General features: G+C 64.4%; 20 protein-coding genes. 11 read left to right on the top strand and 9 right to left on the bottom strand.

Features of this window, described 5'->3' with window-relative positions; translation table 11 throughout:
• Positions 1 to 132: 132 nt before the first annotated feature.
• The 3 genes from JQ604_RS13090 to JQ604_RS13080 all read right to left on the bottom strand — a co-directional run bounded on the left by JQ604_RS13090 (position 133) and on the right by JQ604_RS13080 (position 3,817).
• The gene (locus JQ604_RS13090; protein WP_212357822.1) at positions 133 to 1,764 is read right to left on the bottom strand and encodes an FMN-binding glutamate synthase family protein; all 1,632 of its coding nucleotides are present in this window, start codon (positions 1,762 to 1,764) and stop codon (positions 133 to 135) included.
• Between the two features lie 195 nt (positions 1,765 to 1,959).
• Positions 1,960 to 2,829, bottom strand: a complete 870-nt coding sequence (locus JQ604_RS13085) for a patatin-like phospholipase family protein (protein ID WP_212357821.1) — start codon at positions 2,827 to 2,829, stop codon at positions 1,960 to 1,962.
• Positions 2,830 to 3,043: 214 nt separating this feature from the next.
• Complete coding sequence (locus tag JQ604_RS13080; RefSeq protein WP_212357820.1) at positions 3,044 to 3,817, bottom strand: ferredoxin--NADP reductase; 774 nt, start codon at positions 3,815 to 3,817, stop codon at positions 3,044 to 3,046.
• 443 nt (positions 3,818 to 4,260) lie between these two features.
• On the opposite strand from JQ604_RS13080, the gene JQ604_RS13075 reads away from it, so the two are divergent.
• Positions 4,261 to 5,277: an ATP-grasp domain-containing protein gene (locus JQ604_RS13075; protein ID WP_212357819.1), complete on the top strand. Its 1,017-nt coding sequence runs from the start codon at positions 4,261 to 4,263 to the stop codon at positions 5,275 to 5,277.
• Positions 5,270 to 6,571: a bifunctional folylpolyglutamate synthase/dihydrofolate synthase gene (locus JQ604_RS13070; RefSeq protein ID WP_212357818.1), complete on the top strand. Its 1,302-nt coding sequence runs from the start codon at positions 5,270 to 5,272 to the stop codon at positions 6,569 to 6,571. Before JQ604_RS13075 ends, JQ604_RS13070 begins: the two co-directional genes overlap by 8 nt.
• An 88-nt stretch (positions 6,572 to 6,659) precedes the next feature.
• Here JQ604_RS13070 and JQ604_RS13065 read toward each other — a convergent pair whose 3' ends face one another.
• On the bottom strand, positions 6,660 to 7,583 hold the full coding sequence (locus JQ604_RS13065; RefSeq protein ID WP_212357817.1) for an amino acid ABC transporter substrate-binding protein: 924 nt from the start codon (positions 7,581 to 7,583) through the stop codon (positions 6,660 to 6,662).
• Between the two features lie 12 nt (positions 7,584 to 7,595).
• Positions 7,596 to 8,888, bottom strand: coding sequence for a dicarboxylate/amino acid:cation symporter (locus JQ604_RS13060; protein ID WP_212357816.1), 1,293 nt, complete (start codon positions 8,886 to 8,888; stop codon positions 7,596 to 7,598).
• A gap of 229 nt (positions 8,889 to 9,117) precedes the next feature.
• Between JQ604_RS13060 and JQ604_RS13055 the strand changes: the two genes are divergently transcribed.
• Entirely contained in the window at positions 9,118 to 10,119 is a 1,002-nt protein-coding gene (locus JQ604_RS13055) for an NADP-dependent oxidoreductase (RefSeq protein ID WP_212357815.1), read from the top strand.
• Positions 10,120 to 10,423: 304 nt separating this feature from the next.
• Here the strand turns inward: JQ604_RS13055 and JQ604_RS13050 are convergent, their stop codons facing one another.
• The gene (locus JQ604_RS13050) at positions 10,424 to 13,591 is read right to left on the bottom strand and encodes an efflux RND transporter permease subunit (RefSeq protein ID WP_212357814.1); all 3,168 of its coding nucleotides are present in this window, start codon (positions 13,589 to 13,591) and stop codon (positions 10,424 to 10,426) included.
• Between the two features lie 11 nt (positions 13,592 to 13,602).
• Positions 13,603 to 14,673, bottom strand: coding sequence for an efflux RND transporter periplasmic adaptor subunit (locus JQ604_RS13045; RefSeq protein WP_349631099.1), 1,071 nt, complete (start codon positions 14,671 to 14,673; stop codon positions 13,603 to 13,605).
• On the opposite strand from JQ604_RS13045, the gene JQ604_RS42010 reads away from it, so the two are divergent.
• From JQ604_RS42010 to JQ604_RS13020, 6 genes are all read left to right on the top strand, one after another.
• Positions 14,618 to 14,968, top strand: a complete 351-nt coding sequence (locus tag JQ604_RS42010; protein ID WP_349631100.1) for a hypothetical protein — start codon at positions 14,618 to 14,620, stop codon at positions 14,966 to 14,968. The two genes, JQ604_RS13045 and JQ604_RS42010, sit on opposite strands and share 56 nt — an antisense overlap.
• 87 nt (positions 14,969 to 15,055) lie before the next feature.
• Entirely contained in the window at positions 15,056 to 15,874 is an 819-nt protein-coding gene (locus JQ604_RS13040) for a cysteine rich repeat-containing protein (protein WP_212357812.1), read from the top strand.
• Positions 15,875 to 15,911: 37 nt separating this feature from the next.
• Entirely contained in the window at positions 15,912 to 16,136 is a 225-nt protein-coding gene (locus JQ604_RS13035) for a cysteine rich repeat-containing protein (RefSeq protein ID WP_212357811.1), read from the top strand.
• A gap of 119 nt (positions 16,137 to 16,255) precedes the next feature.
• The gene (locus JQ604_RS13030) at positions 16,256 to 16,468 is read left to right on the top strand and encodes a hypothetical protein (protein ID WP_212357810.1); all 213 of its coding nucleotides are present in this window, start codon (positions 16,256 to 16,258) and stop codon (positions 16,466 to 16,468) included.
• Between the two features lie 345 nt (positions 16,469 to 16,813).
• The gene (locus tag JQ604_RS13025) at positions 16,814 to 17,944 is read left to right on the top strand and encodes an FAD-dependent monooxygenase (protein WP_212357809.1); all 1,131 of its coding nucleotides are present in this window, start codon (positions 16,814 to 16,816) and stop codon (positions 17,942 to 17,944) included.
• Positions 17,941 to 19,551: a benzoate-CoA ligase family protein gene (locus tag JQ604_RS13020; RefSeq protein WP_212357808.1), complete on the top strand. Its 1,611-nt coding sequence runs from the start codon at positions 17,941 to 17,943 to the stop codon at positions 19,549 to 19,551. The genes JQ604_RS13025 and JQ604_RS13020 overlap by 4 nt, the downstream gene beginning before the upstream one ends.
• Positions 19,552 to 19,726: 175 nt before the next feature.
• Here the strand turns inward: JQ604_RS13020 and JQ604_RS13015 are convergent, their stop codons facing one another.
• Positions 19,727 to 20,239, bottom strand: coding sequence for a MarR family winged helix-turn-helix transcriptional regulator (locus JQ604_RS13015; protein ID WP_212357807.1), 513 nt, complete (start codon positions 20,237 to 20,239; stop codon positions 19,727 to 19,729).
• The gene (maiA, locus tag JQ604_RS13010) at positions 20,229 to 20,861 is read right to left on the bottom strand and encodes a maleylacetoacetate isomerase (RefSeq protein WP_212357806.1); all 633 of its coding nucleotides are present in this window, start codon (positions 20,859 to 20,861) and stop codon (positions 20,229 to 20,231) included. Before maiA ends, JQ604_RS13015 begins: the two co-directional genes overlap by 11 nt.
• A 106-nt stretch (positions 20,862 to 20,967) precedes the next feature.
• On the opposite strand from maiA, the gene gtdA reads away from it, so the two are divergent.
• Both gtdA and JQ604_RS13000 read left to right on the top strand, forming a co-directional pair.
• The gene (gene gtdA / locus JQ604_RS13005; protein ID WP_212357805.1) at positions 20,968 to 22,008 is read left to right on the top strand and encodes a gentisate 1,2-dioxygenase; all 1,041 of its coding nucleotides are present in this window, start codon (positions 20,968 to 20,970) and stop codon (positions 22,006 to 22,008) included.
• 95 nt (positions 22,009 to 22,103) lie between these two features.
• Positions 22,104 to 23,114, top strand: coding sequence for an MBL fold metallo-hydrolase (locus tag JQ604_RS13000; protein WP_212357804.1), 1,011 nt, complete (start codon positions 22,104 to 22,106; stop codon positions 23,112 to 23,114).
• Positions 23,115 to 23,171: the final 57 nt, after the last annotated feature.

The raw sequence follows: 23,171 nt of genomic DNA, 5'->3' as shown, positions 1-23,171 counted from the left end.
GTCCTGGCGAACGCCAGGACCCATTACCACTAATGTCAGCAGATTTAGCAGGCGCGGGCCACAGCGAATCCAATTCCCAAATCCTGTGGTTACGGGTCCTGGCTTTCGCCAGGACGACAGCGAATATCCACCCTATCCCGCCGGCTGGAACGAATCCGCCCGCGCCATTGCCCAGGCGTCGCGGAAGCGGCGATCCTCGGTGCCTTCGAGCAACTCACCCGGCCGCAGCGCCGGATAGAGCTGTGCGAACGAGCAGACTTCGGTGGTCGAGGTCCGCTGCGAGAAGTGGATCGGGCGCAGCTCCTGCGGATGCTCGAGGCCGGCGGCGGCGAGCAGTTCGGCCAGCGCGTGCAGCGTATTGTGGTGATAATTGTACACGCGCTCGATCTTGTCGGGCACGTAGAGCGCGCGGTTGCGGATCGGGTCCTGCGAGGTGACACCGGTCGGGCAGCGGTCGGTGTGACAGCTCAGCGACTGGATGCAGCCGAGCGAGAACATGAAGCCACGCGCCGAATTGCACCAGTCGGCGCCGATCGCCATCGCGCGCGCCATGTCGAAGGCGGTCGCGATCTTGCCGGAGGCGCCGAGCTTGATGCGGTCGCGCGCGCCGATGCCGACCAGCGCGTTGTGCACGAAGCTGACGCCCTCGCGCATCGGCATGCCCAGATGGTCCATGAATTCCAGCGGCGCGGCGCCGGTGCCGCCCTCATTGCCGTCGACCACGATGAAGTCGGGGTAGAGCCCGCTTTCCTTCATCGCCTTGCAGATCGCCAGAAATTCCCAGGGATGGCCGATGCACATCTTGAAGCCGGCCGGCTTGCCGCCGGACAGCTTTCGCATGTTCGCGACGAACTCCATCATCTGCAGCGGCGTCGAGAACGCCTTGTGGGAGGCCGGCGAGATGCAGTCCTCGCCCATCGGGACGCCGCGGATCTTCGAGATTTCCTCGGACACCTTGGCCGCCGGCAGCACACCGCCATGGCCGGGCTTGGCGCCCTGGCTGATCTTGAGCTCGACCATCTTGATCTGGTCGTCGGCGGAGATGCGGGCGAATTCATCCGGGTTGAAGCTGCCGTCGCGGTTGCGGCAGCCGAAATAGCCGGAGCCGACCTCCCAGATGATGTCGCCGCCCTTCTCGCGGTGATAGGGGCTGACGCCGCCCTCGCCGGTGTCGTGGGCAAAACCGCCCTTCCTGGCGCCGGCATTGAGCGCGCGCACCGCATTCGGGCTCAGAGCGCCGAAGCTCATCGCGGAGATGTTGAAGACCGAGGCCGAATACGGCCTGGTGCAGTCGGGGCCGCCGATGGTGATGCGGAAGCTCGGATCGGCATGGCTCTTCGGCGCCACCGAATGGTGCATCCACTCATAGCCCTCACGATAGACGTCCTCCTGGGTGCCGAACGGGCGCTTGTCGAGCACCATCTTGGCGCGCTGATAGACCACCGCGCGGGTGTCGCGCGAGAACGGCATGCCGTCCTTCTCGCTCTCGAAGAAGTATTGCCGCATCTCCGGGCGGATTTCCTCGAGCAGGAAGCGCAAATGCGCCGAGATCGGGTAGTTGCGCAGCACCGCATGGTTCTTCTGCACGAGATCGCGGATGCCGAGCAGCGTCAGCGCGGCGAAGATCACCAGCGGGATCAGCACGACTTCCCAGATCTTCGGATTGTGGTCGAAGACCCCGATCCCCAGCAGCAACGCGGTGACCACGCCGCAGATCGTCAGCACGATGAAGCGTGGCGAGAACGGAAGCAGCAGCGTGTCCATCGAACCCCTCGAGCCCCTCTGCCGAAATTCCCTCGGCATGTCAGCCTAATCCAACTCAGCGAGCCAGTGCTACACGCTTATACGCGGTGGGGGTCAGGGATGTGACAGCTGCTCGCGATGACGTGAATGGGGAGCGGGACGCCTGTTTTGCGGTGCAGCGGGAGAGGTGAAGCGAGCAAGCGGCCGCTGCGCCACCTAATGATCGTGCGGCTGCAGCTCGTGCGGGATCTTGTTGGGCTCGAGCCCGTCCTGCGCCAGCCAGGCGTCGGTGCTGTGGCGGGCGCGACTGATGTGGTCGTCGGTGCGGGAGAAATCGTAGGGCGAGCCGACCAGCGGGCACAGCGGCGGGATCACGAAATGGGTCACGGCGGGATCGAGGTTTTCCAACTCGTTGACGAGTTGGCGAGCGATCAGCAGCGTCAGCGCGTGCAGGGCATTGGCGAGCGCGCCGACCGGCGGCGCCTGGTTGGCGCAGGCATGCCCGGTCGGCAGCACGATCAGGCGCTTGGCGCCGTGCTTGACCGCGACGCGGACCGGCGTGTTGCTGGAGATCGCACCATCGGCGAGAAAACGATCGCGGTAGTGCACCGGCGAGAACGCGCCGGGGATCGCGGTGGAGGCGACGATCGCCTCCGCGGTCGATCCCTCCGACAGCACCACACTGTCGCCGCTGATGATGTCGGTCGTGACGATGTGCACCGGCATCCTGGCGTCTTCCAGATTGCGGAAGGGGATGTGGTCGTCGATCAGTTTCCGCACGCCGTCATGCGGGATCAGGAAGTCGCGCCGCCACAGGAAGCTCGCCATCGTCTTCCAGGTCATCGGAAACACGTCGTGCCGCCTCAGGCCGCGCCAGATCTCGGCCAGCCGGTCGGCGCCGGCAACCGTCGGGTCTCCGGCATAGAACGCGCCGTTCAGCGCGCCGACGCTGGAGCCGACCACCATGTCGGCCGTGATGCCGTGCGCCGCCAGCGACTGCAGCATCCCGACCTGGATCGCACCAAAACTGCCGCCGCCGGCAAAGACGAAGGCGGTCTTCGGGGCAGCCGGATCGGTGATGGACAATGCGCGCTCCCTCGTCGCCAGCGTCAATGCGCGGCGTTGGGAGGTTTATAGCAGTGGGGTATTGTGTGGCGCTACCGCGCTAACCGCAACGTTCCCCGGATGCTGCGCAGCGCGTAGCGGTGCGCTGCTGATCCGGGGTCCACGTTGTCGGAAAGAATGGGTCCCGGCTCTGCGGAGCAGCGTTGCACGCTGCACCGCGTCCGGGACAGGAGACTCACCGCTCCACGAACGCCTTCTCGATCACGAAGTGACCGGGCGTATTGCCAGAGCCTTCCTTGAGGCCGCGGGCTTCGAACATCTGCTTCAGCTCGTCCAGCATGCCTGGGCTGCCGCACATCATGATGCGGTCGGTCTCGATGTCGAGCGGGCCCTGATGCAGATCGGTGAACAGCTGGTTCGAGGTGATCAGGTCGGTGATGCGGCCGCGGTTGCGGAACGGCTCGCGCGTCACGGTCGGATAATACGAGAGCTTCTCCGACAGCAGCGGGCCGAACAGCTCGTCGTCGCGCAGCTTGGCGACCAGCTCCTCGCCATAGGCAAGCTCGGAGACCTGGCGGCAGCCATGCACCAGCACGATCTGGTCGTAGCGGTCATAGACGTCGGGGTCCTTGATCAGGCTCGCGAACGGCGCCAGCCCGGTGCCGGTCGACAGCAGCAGCAGCCGCTTGCCGGGGATCAGATTGTCGGTGATCAGCGTGCCGGTGGCCTTGCGGCCGACCAGGATGGTGTCGCCTTCCTTGATCTTCTGCAGCTTGGAGGTGAGCGGGCCGTCCTGCACCTTGATCGAGAAGAACTCGAGCTCTTCCTCGTGATTGGCGCTCGCCATCGAATAGGCGCGCAGCAGCGGCCGGCCCTCGACCTCGAGGCCGATCATGGCGAACTGGCCATTCTGGAAGCGGAAACCGGAATCGCGGGTGGCTCGGAAGCTGAAAAGCGTATCGGTCCAGTGCTGAACGGAAAGAACCTTCTCTCGATAGAACGCGCTCATGTGTTTTCGTTTTCTCGATGTGACCGGATTTAGAACGATTTGATTTTTAGACGGCTCGCGACCGCGCGAAAGTGCCTGAGATCATTGAAGATCTCGGCGTGTCCATCGCGCTGATGCATGAGATAGTCAAGATCGTTTGGCGCACAATTGCGATCTCGGAATGGCAGTCGATTAATTGCGTAAAAAGGTTCGATGCAGACATCGTTAATGACTGAACGCTGCGCAATTTACTTGCTGAGATCGCCGTCGCTGCGGCAATTAATTGCTACGGAGCGCGAGCCAAAGGGAAAATCCTTCAGCAGTCCGGATCAGCCGGGAAATCCTGCTGGAAACCATCAAAAAAGATTGTCTGGCCTGCAGAAATCGCGGTCCCGGCTCGGGTGTGGATGCTGCACGTGATGTGGGCTAAATTTGCTCCGCATCGCTCAAGGCCGGTTGAGAAAATGGATCGATTGAAGGCGCTGAGAAGCGGCCGTCCCGCCTCCTATCCGGACAACGCCATCTATGCGCAGTTCGCCGCCGAGCGCTGCAACCTCACGTTTCGCGATCATGACGGCGGGACCGGCCTGGTCTTTTCGGTGTCGAACGCGACCCGCACCGCTTTCTTCGGTGCCGGAAAGTGTCCCGCCTATCCGCAGAACGATTCAACCAGCGCCTACCTCGCCACCGACAAGTATTTTGCCAACCGCATCCTGAGCGAACTGCAGATCCCGAATCTGGGCGGCGAGTACTTTTTTCTGCATGACCGCTTCCGCTCGCTGCGAACGCCCGGCCATGAACGTCTCGATGCGCTGGACTATTTGAAGCGGTTGGGCGGCCAGTGCTTCGTGAAGCCGCTGACGGGCTCGCGTGGCGACTTTGCGCAGAGAATCGACAGCCCGGCTGCCCTGCAGAGCTACATCGAGGACGTTCAACGCTATCACGACGCGATCATCATCCAGGAAATTGCCGATGGCACCGAGTATCGAGTCTTCGTCCAGGACGATGCCGTGGTGTATTGCACGCGGAAGACCGTTCCGCAGTTGCGCGGCGACGGCGTCAGCACGGTCGCGGAGTTGCTGGGACGGATGGACGACCTGCTCGCAGGGAAAGGCACGTCGATCGCCGCCAAGGCCCGATGGCTGCCGCCTGGCCTGAGCCTGGAGAAGGTGCCGGCAAAGGGAGAGACGATCGCGCTGCCCGGTCGTGCCAATCTGAGCGCGGGCGGGACGATGACGCTGGTTGATCCCCGGGATCGCAACGCCGCATTCTCGCTTGCGATCAAGGCAACCCGGGCGCTCGGTCTGCGACTGGCCGGCGTCGACCTCTTTGCAACGGAAAGCGAGGGGCGATCGGACTACCGGGTCATCGAGCTGAACTCCAACCCGTCGGTGCGGTTTCTCGAAGACATCTCCCGCACCGATCTGCTGGAGAAGATCTGGCGCGGCACCTTTGCTTTCCTGGGCCTGATCGATGATTGAGCTGCCAAAGTTCGGCAAGGGGATTTGTCTCGCGCGCGTCGACCGGCTGCTCACGGCGCTGGGCATCGACCGCGCGCGCCTGGCTGCGCGCTCGATCGTCGTGACGGGCTCGAATGGCAAGGGCAGCACGTCGGTGTTTTGCGAGTTCATCGCAAGGTCCCATGGATTGACCACGGGCCTCTTCACGTCCCCTCACCTCTTCGCGTTTTCCGAGCGCTTTCGCTTGAATGGGATTCCGGTCGACCAGGACAGGCTGGCCAACGCCATCGAAAGGGTGTCCGCCGCGATCAAATCCGACCGTGAGCAGGGATTTGGCGCGTTTGAAGCGCAATTCGCCGTCGCCTGCCTCCTCTTCATGGAACAGGCCTGCGATCTCATGATCTTCGAAGCCGGCATTGGCGGACGCTACGATCCGGTGCGAACCGTCGGGAGCAAGGTCACCGCGGTGGTGTCGGTCGATCTCGAGCACACCGAGTTGCTGGGCAACTCGCTCGAGCTCATCGCGCTCGACAAGACCGACGCCTGCGCGTCCGGCGGCACGGTCATTTACGGGCAGAACTGTCTGCCCCTGCACGATGTGATCGAGTCCTACGTTGCCAACCGAGGCGTGAGCACGCGGTTCGTCGGAAGGGAATTGCTCAGCCATGACATCCGCTATTCCCCTCGCGCCCAAACCTTCGACCTCGGCATCGGCAAATTGAGATTTGGCGTCTCGACACGGCTGCTGGGCTCGTTTCAGATCAACAATGCGGTCGTCGCCGCAGCCCTGGTTCACCAGTGGCTGTTGAATCAGGGCCGCCTGATCGAGGCTGAATTCATCAATGCCGTGCGGGATGGCCTGCTCGCCGCCCATTGGCCCGGGCGGCTGGAGACCATCTCGGACGATCCCCACATCGTCATCGACGTCGGCCACACCCCTGATGGCATCACGCAGACGATTCAGTCTCTTGACCAGCTCTATCCGTCACGCGACTGGATTGCCGTCGTCGGCGTGTCCCGGGACAAGGATGTGTCCAAGATCATTCGGTTGATTGCGCGACGCTTCGACAAATTCGTGTGCGCACGCGCCTATCACAAGGGCTCTGATCCGCAAGTGATTGCAGAGAGTATCCTCCAGGAGAATCCAAAGGCTGCGATCCTGTTTCAGGGCGACGTCGCCGACGCCATGCGCAAGACGATCGAGATCGCGCGGCGCGAGTCCCGCGCCGTGGTCGTGATCGGAGGCCTGTTCCTGGCCGCCGAATTTGCGGTGGCATACAGGGGCGGCGATCCCAAGGCGCTGCGCTTCTTCTGATCATGCGCGAGCTCAAGGACGGTGGCGTCCTTGAGCTCCGGTTGCGTCTCCTGTTCGGCGACGCGTTCTTATGCCCCCAACCCGCGTCTCACTTCGTCGCGGTGTCGTCGAGCGCGATGAACGCCTCCTCCAGCTGCGGCGAGATTGCGACGTTGAGCTTTTCGCCGGTCGGCAGCCGAGCGACGAACCACTTGTTGTAGAGCGGGATCAGGTCGCGGCCGGAGCCGAGCTTGCGGAAGGTGCGCTCGACCACCTCCTTCATCTGCGGCTCGCCCTTGCGATACATGATGCCGTAGGGATCGTAGGACAGGTAATCGCCGGTGACGCGGAACATGGCCTGCGACTTGTGCCGTGCGATCAGGCCGTAGAGCAGGATGTCGTCGGTCGCGAACGCGTCCGCCTTGCCGTCGACCAGCATCTGGTAGGACTGCTCATGGTCCGGCGAGGTCACGATGTTGAGGCCGAGCGACTGCTTCTTGTCGACATTGTGCATCGCCTGCTCGTTGGTGGTGCCTTTCGTCACCACCACCGTCTTGCCCTTGAGGTCGGCCACCTGCGTGACGCCGGATGCCTTCGGCACCATCAGCTTGGTACCGGCCACGAACATCAGCGGCGAGAACGCCACCTGCTTGGCGCGCTCGGCATTCGCCGTGGTCGATCCGCATTCAAGGTCGATCTTCTTGTCGACGACCGCGGGAATGCGGTCGTCGGAGGTGACCTTGACGTACTCGACCTTGAGATTGGCGTCGTCGACCTCGACCCCGATCTCGTCGACGATCGCCTCGCACAGCTCGAGGCTGTAGCCGATCGGCCGGTTGGAATGATCGAGGAAGGAGAACGGCGGCGAGCTCTCACGATAGCCGAGCCGCACGGTGTGGCTCGATTTGATATTGGCGAGCGTGGGGCTCAGCCCCTCGCCGGCCGTCTGGGCCAGGGCCGGAGCTGACAGCAGACAGGCTGCTGCCAACGCCAGACCACTAGCCCGGATCGACCTCCATCGGGCGTGATGCATGCATCCCTCCCATCAATGGCTGGCCGGCACGGCATCACCAGGCACCGCATCGGCCGGCACCGCGTCATCGGGCCCTAGCTCATGCTCGGCCTTCAACTCGCCTTCCCACTTGGCGACCACGGCGGTGGCCAGCGAGTTGCCGATCACGTTGGTGGCGCTGCGGCCCATGTCGAGGAAGGTGTCGATGCCCATGATCATCAACAGGCCCGCCTCAGGGATGCCGAACTGCGACAGCGTCGAGGCGATCACGACCAGCGACGCGCGCGGCACGCCGGCGACGCCCTTCGAGGTGATCATCAACGTCGCCAGCATTGCGAGCTGCGTGCCGAGCGACATGTCGATGTGGTAGGTCTGCGCGATGAAGACGCTGGCGAAGGTGCAGTACATCATCGTGCCGTCGAGGTTGAAGGAGTAACCGAGCGGCAGCACGAAGGCCGAGATGCGCGAGGAGGCGCCGAACTTGTTCAGCCCCTCCAGCGTCTTCGGATAGGCGGCCTCCGACGACGCGGTCGAGAACGCGATCATCAGCGGCTCGCGGATCAGCCGCAACAGATGACTGTAGCGTGGCCCGATGGCGATGAAGCCGACGATGACCAGGATGGCCCACAGGATCATCAGCGCCAGATAGAAGCCGCCCATGAACACGATCAGCTTCCAGAGCACGCCGAGGCCGTTCTTGGAGACGGTCGCCATGATCGCGGCCCAGACCGCGAGCGGCGCAAACAGCATCACATAGCCGGTGACCTTCAGCATGATGTGGGCGAGATCGTCGATCAGGCCCATGATCGGCTTGGCCCGCTCCGGCATGGCGCCGAGCGCGACGGCGAAGAACACGGCGAAGACGACGATCTGCAGGATCTCGTTCTGCGCCATCGCGTCCGCGATCGAGGTCGGGATCAGGTGGGTCAGGAATTTCTCAAACGAGAACGCCGACACCGGCAGGCCGGTCGACTGGCCCTTGTCCGGCAGCGTCCCGGGGAAGTTGGCGCCGGGCTGCAGCAGATTGACCATGATCAGGCCAAGCAGCAGCGAGATGAAGGAGGCCGACACGAACCAGCCCATGGTCTTGGCGAAGATGCGGCCGAGCCGTGCGCCAGAGCCCATATGAGCGATGCCGCCGACGAGGGTCGCGAACACCAGCGGCGCGATGATCATCTTGATCAGGCGCAGGAACAGCATGGCGATCAGGTTTACGGACGATGCGATCTCGGCCCGCTGGTCCGGCATGTAGTTGAAGACGATCGTCCCCATCACGATGCCGAGCACCATCGCGAGCAGGATGTACTGCGTAAACCTGTTTGACATTTCTTACCCCCGTAAGTTCCCGACCGCGGCAAGTGTGGCAGATTTACGCACCTATGCAACACGCTTCACGCTTCGCTTGCGTCTTGTCGAAATGTTTCGGTTGTGGATTTCCGGCATCACGACTAGCGTTCGTGCAGCGCACAATCTGTGCAATCGGCCGCTCGCCGCGCGGTCACATTGCACGGGGATTGATCAAGACTCGCAGACCAAGAACCTTGGGGAGACGACCATGAACGACACCGTCAATCGCCAGATCCTGCTGGTGGAGAAGCCGACCGGCAAGCTCGGCCCCGAACATTTCCGCCTGACCAATGGCGCGATCCCCGAGCCGAAGGACGGCGAGGCGCTGCTGCGGACGCGCTACATCTCGCTCGATGCCGCCAACCGCGCCTGGATGCACGGCGCGACCTATCGCGCTGCGGTGGAAGCCAACACGGTGATGGCCGGCGGCAGCATTGCCGAGGTGGTGTCATCGAAGGCGGACGGCCTGAAGCCGGGCGACCTCGTGTTCGGCGACACCGGCTGGCAGGATTACGCCGCGGTTCCCGCCAAGCATCTCTCCAGGATGCCGAAGCTCGAGCCGATGACGCACCTGCTCAGCGTCTACGGCGTCGCGGGCCTCACCGCCTATTTCGGCCTGCTCCATGTCGGCAAGCCCAGGGAGGGCGAGACCGTGGTGGTCTCGGCTGCGGCCGGATCGGTCGGCTCGATCGTCGGCCAGATTGCGAAAATCAAGGGGTGCCGCGTGGTCGGCATCGCCGGCGGCAGAGACAAGTGCGATTGGCTGACATCGGAGCTCGGCTTCGACGCCGCGGTCGACTACAAGGACGGCGCCACCTTCAAGGCGCTGCGCGCCGCCGCGCCCAAGGGCATCGACGTCTATTTCGACAACGTCGGCGGCGACATCCTGGAAGCCTGCATCGCGCTGATGAACAATCGCGGCCGCATCGCCTGCTGCGGCGCGATCTCGCAATATGACGGCGTGCCCTCCGCCCATGGCCCGCGCGGCGTGCCCGGCCTGATCGTGGTGAAGCGGCTCATCATGCAGGGCTTCATCGTGATGGACTACATGGACCAGCGCGACGCCGCGCTCGCCGAGCTGCAGTCCTGGGTCGCCTCCGGAAAATTGAAGGTGCAGGAGGACGTGATCGACGGGCTGGAGAACACGCCGAAAGCGCTGATCGGGCTGCTCGCCGGCGAGAACCGGGGCAAGCGGATGGTGAAGATGTAGCCGCTTCACCTCTCCCCGCCCTTGTGCGGGGAGAGGTCGGATCGCATCGCCAGATGCGATCCGGGTGAGGGGCATGGCAAACGGTGGCCGCAAAGACGGCTTCTCCAACTCGCGACCGTCATTGCGAGTTGCATTGCGCGCTAACAGCGAGAAACAGACTCGCGGAGGCTCCCCCTCACCCGGATCGCATTTCGCTCCGCTGCATGCGATCCGGCCTCTCCCCGCAAGCGGGGAGAGGCGAAAAGGTACCCCGCCTCGGTGCCAGCCTCTTCACTTCTACCGACCCTTGTGCCGGGAGAGGGGCTTAGTGCACCGCCCCCGTCGCCTGCGACGCGGCGGGCCCCGCCGCCTTGCCCTTCTTCGCCTTGCGCCAGTTCTCGAACGTCTGCACCACGACGAAGAACGCCGGCACGAACAGCACGGCGAGGCAGGTCGAGGCGATCATGCCTGAAAATACGGTGATGCCGATCGACTTGCGGGCGCTGGCGCCGGCGCCGGTGGCGAGCACCAGCGGCAGGACGCCGAGGATGAAGGCGAACGACGTCATCAGGATCGGGCGGAATCGGGCGCGGGCGGCGTCGATCGCGGACTCCAGCACCGTGCGGCCGTCGCGGATGTGACGCTCGAGCGCGACCTCGACGATCAGGATCGCGTTCTTGGCGGACAGCGCCACCAGCAGGATGATGCCGATCTGGGTGTAGAGGTTGTTGTCGATCCGCAGGCCCGTCAGCACCAGCGTTGGGCCGATCAGCGATAGCGGCACCGCCAGCAGCACCGAGATCGGCGCGTACCAGCTCTCATACTGTCCGGCGAGCACGAGATAGACCAGGAGCAGCGCGAGGCCGAACACGTAGTAGATCTGCCCGCCGACCGCCTTCTCCTGGTACGACATCGCGGTCCACTCATAGCCGGTGCCTGATGGCAGCGTCTTGGCGGCGATCTCCTCCATCAGCTGCATCGACTGGCCGGAGCTGTAGCCCTGCGCCGGCAGGCCGATCACGGTCGCCGACGGATAGAGGTTGTACAGCGAGATCAGCGACGGGCCGACGGTTGGCGTGATCTTGGCCACCGTGCCGAGCGGGATCATGTCGCCATTGCTGTTGCGGACCATCAGGTTCTCGATGTCGCGCAGGCTCAGGCGATATTTTGCGTCGGCCTGGGTGTAGACCTGGAAGGTGCGGCCGAACTTGGTGAACTGGTTGACGAAGCTCGCGCCAACATAGGACGACAGCGTCGAGAAGATCTGGTCGGTCGTGACATGCAGCGTCTGGGTCTTGATGCGGTCGACCTCGACATTGAACTGCGGCACCATCGAGCGGAATGACGACTGCACCCGCTGCAGCGCGCTCTGGCTCTGCGCATTGCTGACGATCGCGCCGGTCACCGCCTGCAGCTTGCTGTAATCGGCGTTGCCGTCGCGCAGCTCGACCTGCATGGCAAAGCCCGCGGCGTTGCCGATGCCTTGAATGGGCGGCGGCGGGATCACCAGGATCCGCGCCTCCGGAATCACCGCGAGCTTGTCGTTGAGACCAAACACCAGCGAGCGCAGATCCTCGCCCGGACCGCGCGCGCTCCAGTCCTTCAAAATGAGATAGGCGACACCGGCATTGGCCAGGCTCGACGAATTGTCGAGAGCGGAGATGCCGGCGATCGAGACCACCTGCTCGACGCCGGGCGTCTTGCCGGCGATCTCGGTGACCTGCTGCAGCACGTTCTGGGTGCGGTCGATCGCGGCGCCGTCGGGCAGTTGCACGGCGGCCAGCAGATAGCCCTGGTCCTCGATTGGGATGAAGCCGGTCGGCACCCGCGACAGGCCGTAGCCGGCGAGGGCGATCAGCAGCAGCGCGATCACGACCGACGTCTTGGCATGACCGGCGATGCCGCCGATGATCCCCGCATAGCCGCGCTCGACCCGGTCATAGACCGCGTTGAAGCCGCGATAGAAGAAGTTGCGCTGCTCAGGCGGCACCGGACGTCGCAGCCACACCGCGCACTGCGTCGGCTTCAGGGTCGCGGCGTTGACGGCGCTGAGCAGCGCGGTCGCGGCGATGACCAGCGCGAACTGCGCATACATCCGCCCCGTCAGGCCCGGCAGGAAGGCGGCCGGCAGGAACACCGAGATCAAGACCAGCGTGATGCCGACGATCGGCGCGAACAATTCGTCCATCGCCTTGATCGCCGCATCATGCCCGCTCATGCCGCGCTCGATATTGTGCGCCGCGCCCTCGACCACCACGATGGCGTCGTCGACCACGATGCCGATCGCCAGCACGATGGCAAACAGCGTCGACAGGTTGATGGTGAAGCCGAGCGCGGCCATCGCCGCGAATGCGCCGATAATCGTGACCGGCACCGTGGTTGCCGGCACCAGCATCGCGCGCCAGTCCTGCAGGAACACCAGGATCACGACCAGCACCAGCAGGCCGGCCTCGATCAGGGTCTTGTAGACCTCCTCGATCGACGCATTGACGAACTTGGTGGTGTCGAACGGCGTGTCGTATTTGATGTCCTGCGGGAACTGCTTTGCCAGCTCCGCCATCTTCTGCTCGACGGCCTTCTCGACCTGCAGCGCGTTGGCGCCGGGCGACTGGAACACGCCGATGCCGGTGGCAGGCTTGTTGTTGAGCGAGAAGATCTGGCTGTAGGTCTGTGCGCCGAGCTCGACCCAGCCGACGTCGCGCACCCGCGTGACGTCGCCTGCATTGCCCGACTTGACGATGATGTCCTCGAACTGGCTGGTATCGTCGAGCCGGCCGTTGACGTTGAGCGTGTACTGGAAGGCCTGCCCCGCCGGCGTCGGCGGCGCGCCGACCTGGCCCGCGGTGACCTGCTGGCTCTGCTGCTGGATCGCCTGGATCACGTCCGACGGCATCAGCCCGCGGGCCTGCAGCTTGTATGGATCGAGCCAGATCCGCATCGAATACTGCCCGGCGCCGAACACGGTGACATTGCCGACGCCCGGCAGGCGCGACAGCTCATCGCGGATGTTGATGGTGGCGTAATTCGACAGGAACAGGCTGTCATAGGTCCTGTTCGGCGAGGTCAACGTCACGAACAACAGGATCGACGTCGACTTCTTCTGGACCGTTACGCCCTGGTTCTGCACGGCGCTCGGCAGCTGCGACAGCGCCGAGGAGACGCGGTTCTGCACCAGCACCTGCGCGAAATTCAGGTCGACGCCGATCTTGAAGGTCACGGTCAGCGTGTAGGTGCCGTCGGCGCCGCTGTAGGACTGCATGTACAGCATGTCCTCGACGCCGTTGACCTGCTGCTCGATCGGCAGCGCGACGGTGTCGACCACGGTCTTGGCGGAGGCGCCGGGATAGCGCGTCGTCACCTGCACGGTCGGCGGCACCACGTCGGGATATTGCGCGACCGCCAGATTGTACAGCGCGACGCCGCCGATCAGCACCATCAGGATCGCGATGACGTTGGAGAGGACCGGGCGCTCGATGAAGAATTTGGAGATCATGGCGTATCCCCTTACTTGGTCGGTGCCGGCGCCGCTTCGCTCTTTTGCAGCTGTGGATCGACCTTCTGGCCGGGGATCGCGCGCAGCAATCCGGCGGTCACGATGCGATCGTCCGGCTTCAGGCCGGTTTCGATCACGCGCAGATCGCCCTCGAGCGGCCCCGTGGTCACCTTGCGCTGCTCGACCACGTTCTCGCTGTTGACCACCAGCACGTACCGACCGGCCTGGTCGCTGCCGAGCGCGACGTCGGGCACCAGCAGCGTGTTGTCCCGCTTCTCGAAGGGCACGCGAACGCGGACATAGAAGCCGGGCAGCAGCACGCGGTCCGGATTGGGGATCACGCCGCGCACCGCGAGCGTTCCCGTGGACTGGTTCATGGTCGGCGAGGCGTAGTCGAGGTGGCCCTTGTGCGGATAGCCGGTCTCGGTCTGCAGCCCGACCTCGACCGGCAGTTGCTTCAAATCATCGGCGGTCATGCCGCGCCGGCGCGCCTCGTCGCGGACCCGCTGCACGTCCTGCTCATTGACGTTGAAATTCACGTAGATCGGGTTGAGCTGGACGATGGTCGCAAGCTGCGTCGGCGAGGCGGCGCCGACCAGCTCGCCGACCGAGACGAGGTGATTGGTGACGATGCCGTCGAACGGCGCGGTCACGTTGGTGTAGCCGTAATTCATCGCCGCGATCTTGGTGTTGACCTGGGCCTGCTGCAGGCCGGCCTGCGCGTTGTCGCGCGTCGCGGTCGAGGTATCGAGCGTCGCCTGCGAGACCGCCTGCCGCTGCACCAGATCGGTTTGCCGCTTCAGGTCCTGGTCGGCCTGCTTCACCGTCGCCTGCGCGCCGGCTTCGGCGGCCTGCGACTGCTCCAGCTTCAGCTTATAGCTCTCCGGCTCGATCGTGAACAGCGTGGTGCCTTCCTTCACGAAGGTACCATCCTGATAGTTGATCGATTGCAGAAAGCCCTGCACGCGCGCGACGAGATCGACGCTCTTGATCGGCGCGGTATTCCCGGTGGCATCCAGATAACGCGTGATCGAGCGCTGCACCGGCAGCGCAACATCCACCTTTGGCGGCGGCGGCGGCACAAAACTATTTTGTTCGCAGGCACTTAAAGTCGCAAACGCGAATGCGACAAACACAAGACGCGCAGGTTTGGTTTTTCGCAGCCGCACAAAATTGTTCAGCATGGATTTTGCCGACCTGGAATCTGTCGACGTGCGCGCATGCCTCATGTCACGGCCCCGAGTCAAAATGCTTTCGAAAACGGCGATCGCAGCGAGAAGGTCGTCGTTCGCCATGAATAGCAACAATCTGCTTGCAGTGGAACCCGAAAGCGAAAATGATGCGCCCGCCAAGGTTGTTACGACAAAACTTTTTTAGACAAGACATCGTCAGCAAACCAAAACACCGTCAGCAAGCATCGGGTTGGAGCGGCGGCTTCCGGCGACAACAAAAGGATTAGCTCAAATGATCACGTTGACACGTGCGGCAACATTCTCGGCGTTGCTCGCGGCAGCCGTCATTGCGACCGCGACGCCGGCCCTGTCGCAGGCGCCGACCCAAGCGCAACGCGATGCCATCAAGTCGCAATGTCGCAACGACTACATCGCGCATTGCTCCAGCGTTCCACCCGGCGGCGAGGCGTCGCTGCAATGTCTGCAGAAGAACATGGCGAGCCTGGCGCCCAGCTGCGCCAGCGCGGTGCGCGCCGTCGAGGCGCCTGCGGCGCCGAAAGCCGACACAGCGCCCGCGACCGCAAAGCCTGACGCCGCGCCAGCGGCTGCAGCCAAGCCCGCCACCGAAACCGCTGCGCCGAAGGCCGCGGCCGCCCCTGCGGCAAAACAACCCAGCAGCGCGCAGGTCTCGGCGATCCGCAGCGCCTGCCGCTCCGACTATCCGAAGGTGTGCGCGGGCGTGCCGACCGGCGGCGCGCCGGCGCTGGAATGCCTGGAGAAGAACAAGGCAAAGCTCTCGCCGGCCTGCGGGAAGGCGGTCGCGGCGGCGAGCGGCGGTGGCGCGGCTCCCGCAGCCGGCGGTGCGGCTGCAACGGCTCCGGCCGCGGCGCCTGCGGCAGCCCCCGCCGCTGCGCCGACCGTGATCGTGCTGCGCCCGCTGCGGCCGCGCGAAGAGCTGTTCGTGCTGCGCTCGGCCTGCGGCGCCGACGTCCGCTCGCTCTGCGGCGGCGTGGCGCCCGGCGGCGGACGCATCGTGCAGTGCCTGGCCACCAACGCCGGCTCGCTGTCGCCGGCCTGCAAGGACGTGCTGGCGCCGTTCGCGGCGCGGTGAACGAACCGACCAGCGCACCACACGGGAGGAATGAGAGATGTTGCGTATTGTCCTGACGGCCGCGCTTCTCGGCGCGTCCACGATTGCCTTCGCCCAGGAGCTGACCAACGAGCAGCGCAATGCCTGCATGGGCGACTATGAGAAGTATTGCAAAAGCGTGACGCCGGGAGGCGGGCGCATCATCGCCTGTCTCGCCAAGGAGAGCGACAAGCTGTCGCCGGCCTGCAAGAAGGTGCTGGCCGCCGCGGAGAAGAAGCAATAGCGGCCTCTTCCGCAGCCTGTTCGATCGCGAGATTTGGTTCGCCGCCTTTAGCGGCGGACGCATGCGCAGCACCTTGGCTGATTGTCCGACGTCCAGAACAAAGACCGGGAGAGACCCACATGCGTTCATGTCTGCTGCTCGCCGCGGCCCTGCTGTCCTTTGCCGCGACGATGACTTTTGAAGCGTCCGACGCCAATGCCGTGGTCTGCGCGCGCGGCGTCTATCGCGCCGGTTGCGCCGGCTATCGCGGCGCCGTCGTCGTCCGCAAGCCGGTCGTCGCCGGCTGCCGCTGGGTCTGGGTCGGCGGAGTGAAGGTCCGCCGCTGCTACTGAGCCAGGTTCGAGCGGCAGCCGCCTGCGCCCGCCTCTCCCGCTTGCGGGGGAGGCCGACGCGCATCGAAGATGCGTGGCGGGTGGGGGTGCCTCCACGGTGGGATTCCCAATGCGGAGACACCCCCACCCCGCCCTCCCCCGCAGGCGGGAGAGGGAGCCGAGCGCCGCTGCCCACATCACACCGATCCCATATGCGATTGCCCTGCGCTTACGGAGAGAGGTGAGCCTGCCTGCCGTGACCTGTTGCCGGTCCGGCTAACACGCATTTTCCCTCTGGCGTTCCGGCCGGAGGGAGATTAGTCTGGCCCTAATTTGTAAGTACACTGTCAATCTGGGAGGCAGACGTTGCGCATCGCCGTGATCGGCGGAGGGCCTGGCGGGCTCTACTTCGCCTATCTCTGGAAGAGGCGTCATCCCGACGCCGAGATCGACCTGTTCGAACAGAACGCCGCCGGCGCCACCTGGGGCTTTGGCGTGGTGTTCTCCGAGCAGGCGCTGGAGTTTCTGCGCGCCGACGATCCCGAGACCGTGGACGCCATTGCGCCGCAGATGGAGAGCTGGAAGAACATCACGCTCAATCTGCGCGGCGAGAGCGTCGAGATCGACGGCGTCGGCTTCTCCTCGATCGGGCGGCTGGCGCTGCTGACCATCTTGCAGCAGCGCGTCCGCAGCGTCGGCATCACACCGCGCTTCGACACCGTCATCCAGTCGGTCGACGAGCTCAAAGGCTACGATTTGATCGTCGCCGCCGACGGGCTGAACTCGCTGGTGCGCCGCAGCTTCGAGGCCGAGTTCGGTGCCTCCGTCACCCATTCCACCAACAAATTCGCCTGGTACGGCACCAGCAAGACGTTTGCGACGCTGTCGCAAACGTTCGTGAAGACCGATCGCGGCTCCTTCAACGCCCATCACTACCGTTATTCAAAGGAGATGAGCACCTTCCTGGTCGAATGCGACGCCGCCACCTGGGACGCCTACGGCTTTGCCGACAAGAGCATCGAGGAATCGCAGGCGATCTGCGAACAGGTGTTCGCCGACACGCTCGACGGCCATCCGTTGGTGTCGAACAAATCGGTGTGGCGCAATTTCCCCTGGATCTGGAACGAGCGCTGGTCGCATGGCAACATGGTGCTGATCGGCGACGCGCTGCACTCGGCGCATTTTTCCATCGGCTCCGGCACGCGGCTCGCCATCGAGGACGCGATCGCGCTGACCAAGGCGCTGGAGGCGGAAGCCGACGTTGCGGCCGCGCTCGCCCGCTACGAGGCCGAGCGCAAGCCGATCGTGAAGAAGCTCGTCACCGCCGCACGCACCAGCGCCGACTGGTACGAGACCTTCCCCGAGCACATGAAGGTCGGCCTGATGGATTTTGCCTACAGCTACATCACCCGTTCCGGCCGGATCGACGACGCACGGCTGCGCGCGATGTCGCCGGTCTTCATGAACAGCTATGAAGCGTCGAGGAGCCAGTCATGACCGCGATCACGGATCAGGTCCCGCATGAGTGCGCCGGCACGCGCGAGATCGGCTTTGCGATCCCCGAGCGCTACAACGCTGGCCGTATCCTGTTCGACAATCTCGGCAACGGCAACGCCGACCGCCTGGCACTGACCGGCCCCGGGGGCAATCGCAGCTATCGCGAGCTCTGTGCGGAAGCGGCGCGCTGGGGCCACGGTTTCCAATCGCTCGGCCTGAAGCGCGGCGATCGCGTGCTGCTGTTCCTCGACGACACGCCGGCCTATCCCGCCGCGTTCTTCGGCGCGGTGCGCGCGGGCTATGTGCCGCTGCTGATCAACACGCTGACGCCGCCGGATCTCCTGCAGTTCTATTTGTCGGACGCCAGCGCCGCAGTCGCGGTGGCTGATGCCGAATTCTGCGCGCGGTTCAATGCCGAGGCCTGCAAGGATACTCCGCTGAAGACGTTGATCGTCGTCAATGGCACGGCGGGCGAGCACGCAGTGCCGACGACGCTGATCGCACAGGACTGGCTGCAGGGCTTTGCCACTGAGCTCGCGGAAGCCGACACGCATCGCAACGAGATGGCGTTCTGGATGTACTCCTCCGGCTCGACCGGCCGTCCCAAGGGCATCGTGCATCTGCAGCACGACATGGCCTATTCCGAGCTCGCCTTCTCCCGCAACGTGCTGAAGCTGACGCCCGATGACATCTGCTTCTCGGTACCCAAAATCTTCTTCGCCTACGGCTTCGGCAATGCCATCACCTTCCCGTTCTCGATCGGCGCCGCGACCTTGCTGCTGCCGGGACAGCCGAAGCCGGCGACGATCTTTGCGGCGATCGGGCAGTACAAGCCGACGGTGTTTTTCGGCCTGCCGACGCTCTACACCTCGCTGACCAAGGCCGAGGGCGCCGACAAGGCCGACTTCTCCTCGCTGCGCATGGCGCTGTCGGCGGCCGAGGTGCTGTCTGCGGAAGTCTTCAACGGCTGGAAAACCCTGACGGGGCTCGAGATCATCGAAGGCCTCGGCTCGACCGAGGCGCTACATATTTATCTCTCCAACCGGCCCGGGCAGACGAAGCTCGGCGCTGCCGGCCTGCGCGTGCCCGGCTACGAAATCCTGCTGCGCGACAAGGATGGCCGCGAGGTCGGCGACAACGAGGAAGGCATCTTGTGGGTCCGCGGCGATTCCAACACGCCGCTGTACTGGAACCGGCCCGACAAGACCGCGGAGACCGTCCGCGAGGGCGGCTGGATCTACACCGGCGACCGCTTCATCCGCGACAGCGACGGCTTCCATTTCTTCCGCGGCCGCGCCGACGATTTGATCAAGATCTCCGGCCAGTGGGTCTATCCGCTCGAGGTCGAGCTCTGCCTCGCCGATCATCCGGATGTGCGCGAATGCGCGGTGTATGCCGCAGAGCTGCCCGACCGCCGCATGACACTGAAGGCGGTGGTGGTGATGAACAAGGCCGGCTTCGACTCCGGTGATGCGACGCGGCGGCTGCAGGATTATGTGAAGGCAAAGCTCTTGCCGCACAAATATCCGCGCGAGGTGCTGTTCATCGACGAACTGCCGAAGACGGGGACGGGCAAGATCGATCGGCAGGCCGTGATGCGGATGTGATGCACTTTCTTCCTTCTCCCCTTGTGGGAGAAGGTGGCGCGAAGCGCCGGATGAGGGGTATCGCTCCGCTTGCGAGATTGCGCCGAGGGGAGCGATACCCCTCACCCCGCTTCGCTGCGCGAAGCGACCCTCTCCCACAGGGGGAGAGGGTCAAGCGGAGCAAGCGGCTCCAAGATCACCCCGACTTCCCCAAATGCTCCAGTGCATCCTCGGCCCGCAGCGGCACGCGCGACGCTTCGTTGTTGAGATCGACCAGCTGCGTCAGCAGTGCCAGCAACGTCTTGCGGTCGGCCGGCTTCAGCGGCTGCAGCATCCGCGCCTGGGCCTGCTCGACCGACGGCATGATGTCGCGCAGGATCGCCGCGCCGGCCTTGGTGAGATAGAGCAGCTTCACGCGCTTGTCCTCGGGCGACGGCTTGCGGTCGATGAAGTCCTTGGCCTCGAGCCGCTCGATGACGTTGCCGAGCGTCGAGCGGTCGAACGCGATCACGGCCGAGAGCCGCGTCGCGTCGATGCCGGGATGGGTCGAGATCGCGATCAGCGCGGCGTATTGCACCGGCGTCAGGTCGAACGCCTTGCACTCCTCGATGAACAGCGCAACCGCGATCTGCTGCATGCGGCGGAACAGATAGCCGGGCGCGGTATAGACCGCGTCCATCGTAACGGAAGCGGACTTGCTATTCGGCATCGGGCTGCTTGTCCGGCGCAGCGTCGGCGAACGCCTTGAGCTGCATGGCGGCGGCTTCGGCCTTGAGCAGCCGCGGATAGGCCGCGAGGTCGACGCCGAACCGGCGCGCATTGGCGAGCTGCGGCACCAGGCAGAGATCGGCGAGTGTCGGCGTGTCGCCGAAGCAGAACGGCCCGGCTTCTTCGGCAATCAGCGTCTCACAGGCCGACAGCCCTTCGCGATTGGCCCAGGCCGCCCATTCCGTCACCTGCTCTTCGGGCAGGCCCAGTTTGCGCAACCGCGCCAGCACTTTCAGGTTCTGCACCGGATGGGTGTCGCAGGCGATGGCCTGCGCAAACGCCCGCACCTTGGCGCGACGCAGCGGATCCTTCGGCAGCAGCGGCGGATTGGGATGGACCTCGTCCAGCCATTCGATGATCGCGAGCGACTGGGTGAGGATCGCGCCGGCGTCATTCTCCAGCGTCGGCACCAGGCCCTGCGGATTGATGACAAGATAGCTAGGGGCGCATTGTTCGCCCTTGCGAAGGTGATGCGGCAGATGCTCGGTCGTGAGGGCCTTCAGCTTGAGCGCGATCCGGACCCGGTAGGACGCGCTGCTGCGGAAATAGCCATGCAGCTTCATCGGAACCTCCCTGCATTATTCTCGTCTGGCTTGCCGTTGACGGTACCCAGATTGTCAGTATGCTGTCAATCAATCCAGAGAACGAAAGACGGGAGGGTTTTAGCCCATGGAAGCCGTGCAGAAGACCCCGGAACGCGAGGCGTTCTACAAGAAAATTGACGGCCAGAATCTCTCGGCGCTGTGGAACGTGCTCGGCGATTTGATCACGCCGGAGCCGAAGAGCGCCTGCCAGCCGCATCTGTGGAAATTCGACCAGATCCGCGACTACATGAACGAGGCCGGCAAGCTGATCACGGCCAAGGAGGCCGAACGGCGCGTGCTGGTGCTGGAGAATCCCGGCCTGCGCGGCCAATCCAAGATCACGACCTCGCTGTTCGCCGGCGTGCAGATGGTGGTGCCCGGCGACGTCGCGCCCGCGCATCGCCACAGCCAGTCGGCGCTACGCTTCGTGCTCGAGGGCAAGGGCGCCTACACCTCGGTCGACGGCGAGCGCACCGCGATGGAGCCCGGCGACTTCGTGATCACGCCGGCGATGACCTGGCACGACCACACCAACGAGACCGACCAGCCGATGTTCTGGCTCGACGGGCTCGACATCCCCATCGTGAAATTCTTCGACTGCTCATTCGCGGAAGGCGCGCATGAAGACCAGCAGAAGATCACCAAGCCCGCGGGCGACAGCTTTGCCCGCTACGGCCACAATCTGCTGCCAGTCGACCTGAAGCGGACCTCGAAGACGTCGCCGATCTTCAACTATCCCTACGCCCACACCCGCGAGGCGCTGGAGCGCGCCAAGGTCCGCGACGAATGGGACGCCTGCCACGGGCTGAAGCTCAAATACACCAATCCGGAGACCGGCGATTTCGCGATGCCGACCATCGGCACCTTCATCCAGCTGCTGCCGAAGGGTTTTAAAACTGCGCGCTATCGCGCAACGGACGCCACGGTGTTCGCAGCGATCGAGGGCAAGGGCCGCACGCGGATCGGCGACCAGACTTTCGAGTGGGGCCCGCGCGATCTGTTCGTGGTGCCGAGCTGGCACTGGGTGACGCATGAGGCGGATGCCGATGCGGTGCTGTTCTCGTTCTCGGACCGTCCGGTGCAGCAGAAGCTCGATTTGTTCCGCGAGGACCGCGGCAACGCGTGAGCGAATAGCAGTCTCGTGATGCCCGGGCTTGACCCGGGCGTCCACACGTTCATGCTGTCGACAACGACAAGAACGTGGGGAAACGCGAGGCCGCCATGAATCATCTGACCACCGCAGTCGCTGCAATTGCGCTGAGCCTGTCCTCCGCCCACGCCCAGAAGGCCGATCCGGCCGCGGTCGCGCAGCACATCGCGAATGCGACGGCGGCGGCGAAATCCGACCTGCTCGGGCCGCTCGGCCTGTGCAAGACGGCGACCCCGACGCCGGGGCCGAGCTTCATGGACATGTACAAGGCGGCGGTGAATGAGCCGCCGCTCGCGCCGATGCAGGTGATGGACGAGCTGTATTTCCTTGGCGCAAAATGGTCGACGGCGTGGGCGCTGAAGACCTCGGCTGGGATCATCATCATCGATTCCATGGACAATTCCGACGAGGCCGAAAACTACATCGCCGGCGGCCTGCGCAAGCTCGGACTCAATCCGGCCGACATCAAATACGTCATCGTCAGCCACGCCCATGGCGACCATGACGGCGGCGCCGGCTATCTGAAGGAGAAATTCGGCCCGCGCATCGTGATGAGCGAGATCGACTGGCAGGCCGAGGAGACGGCGCAGCGCGATCCCCTGTTCGGCACCAAGCGCAATCCGCTGTTCAGCGCCCCACCGAAGCGCGACATGGCGGTCAATGACGGCGAGACCATCACGCTCGGCGACACCACGATCAAGCTCTACGTGATTCCCGGCCATACGCTCGGTACGCTCGCCACCGTGTTCACGGTACACGACCGCGGCGAGGCGCATCGTGCGGTGGCCTGGGGCGGCACCGCCTATAATTTCGGGCCGCTGCCCGACCGGCTGCAGCTCTATTCCGACACGACGGTGAAATATCGCGGCGTCATGAAGACAGAGAATGCCGACATCTTCCTCTCCAACCATGTCGCCTTCGACAATGCGGTGCCGAAAATGGCGGCGCTCAAGGAGCGCAAGGCCGGCGAGCCGAATCCGTTCGTGGTCGGGCAGGACACGGTGCAGCGTTTTCTCACGATTCTCGGCGAATGCGCGCTGGCGACCAGGGCCAGCATTGGCGAGAACACGGCGGGGAAGTAGCCGGGACTACAGTTTCGTAGGGTGGGCAAAGGAGCGTAGCGACGTGCCCACCATTTC

It is taken from the genome of Bradyrhizobium jicamae (genome assembly GCF_018130695.1).
Lineage (GTDB): Bacteria > Pseudomonadota > Alphaproteobacteria > Rhizobiales > Xanthobacteraceae > Bradyrhizobium > Bradyrhizobium jicamae_B.
The sequence above is the reverse complement of the archived record's forward strand: the minus strand, read 5'-3'. Positions and strand labels throughout refer to the sequence as shown.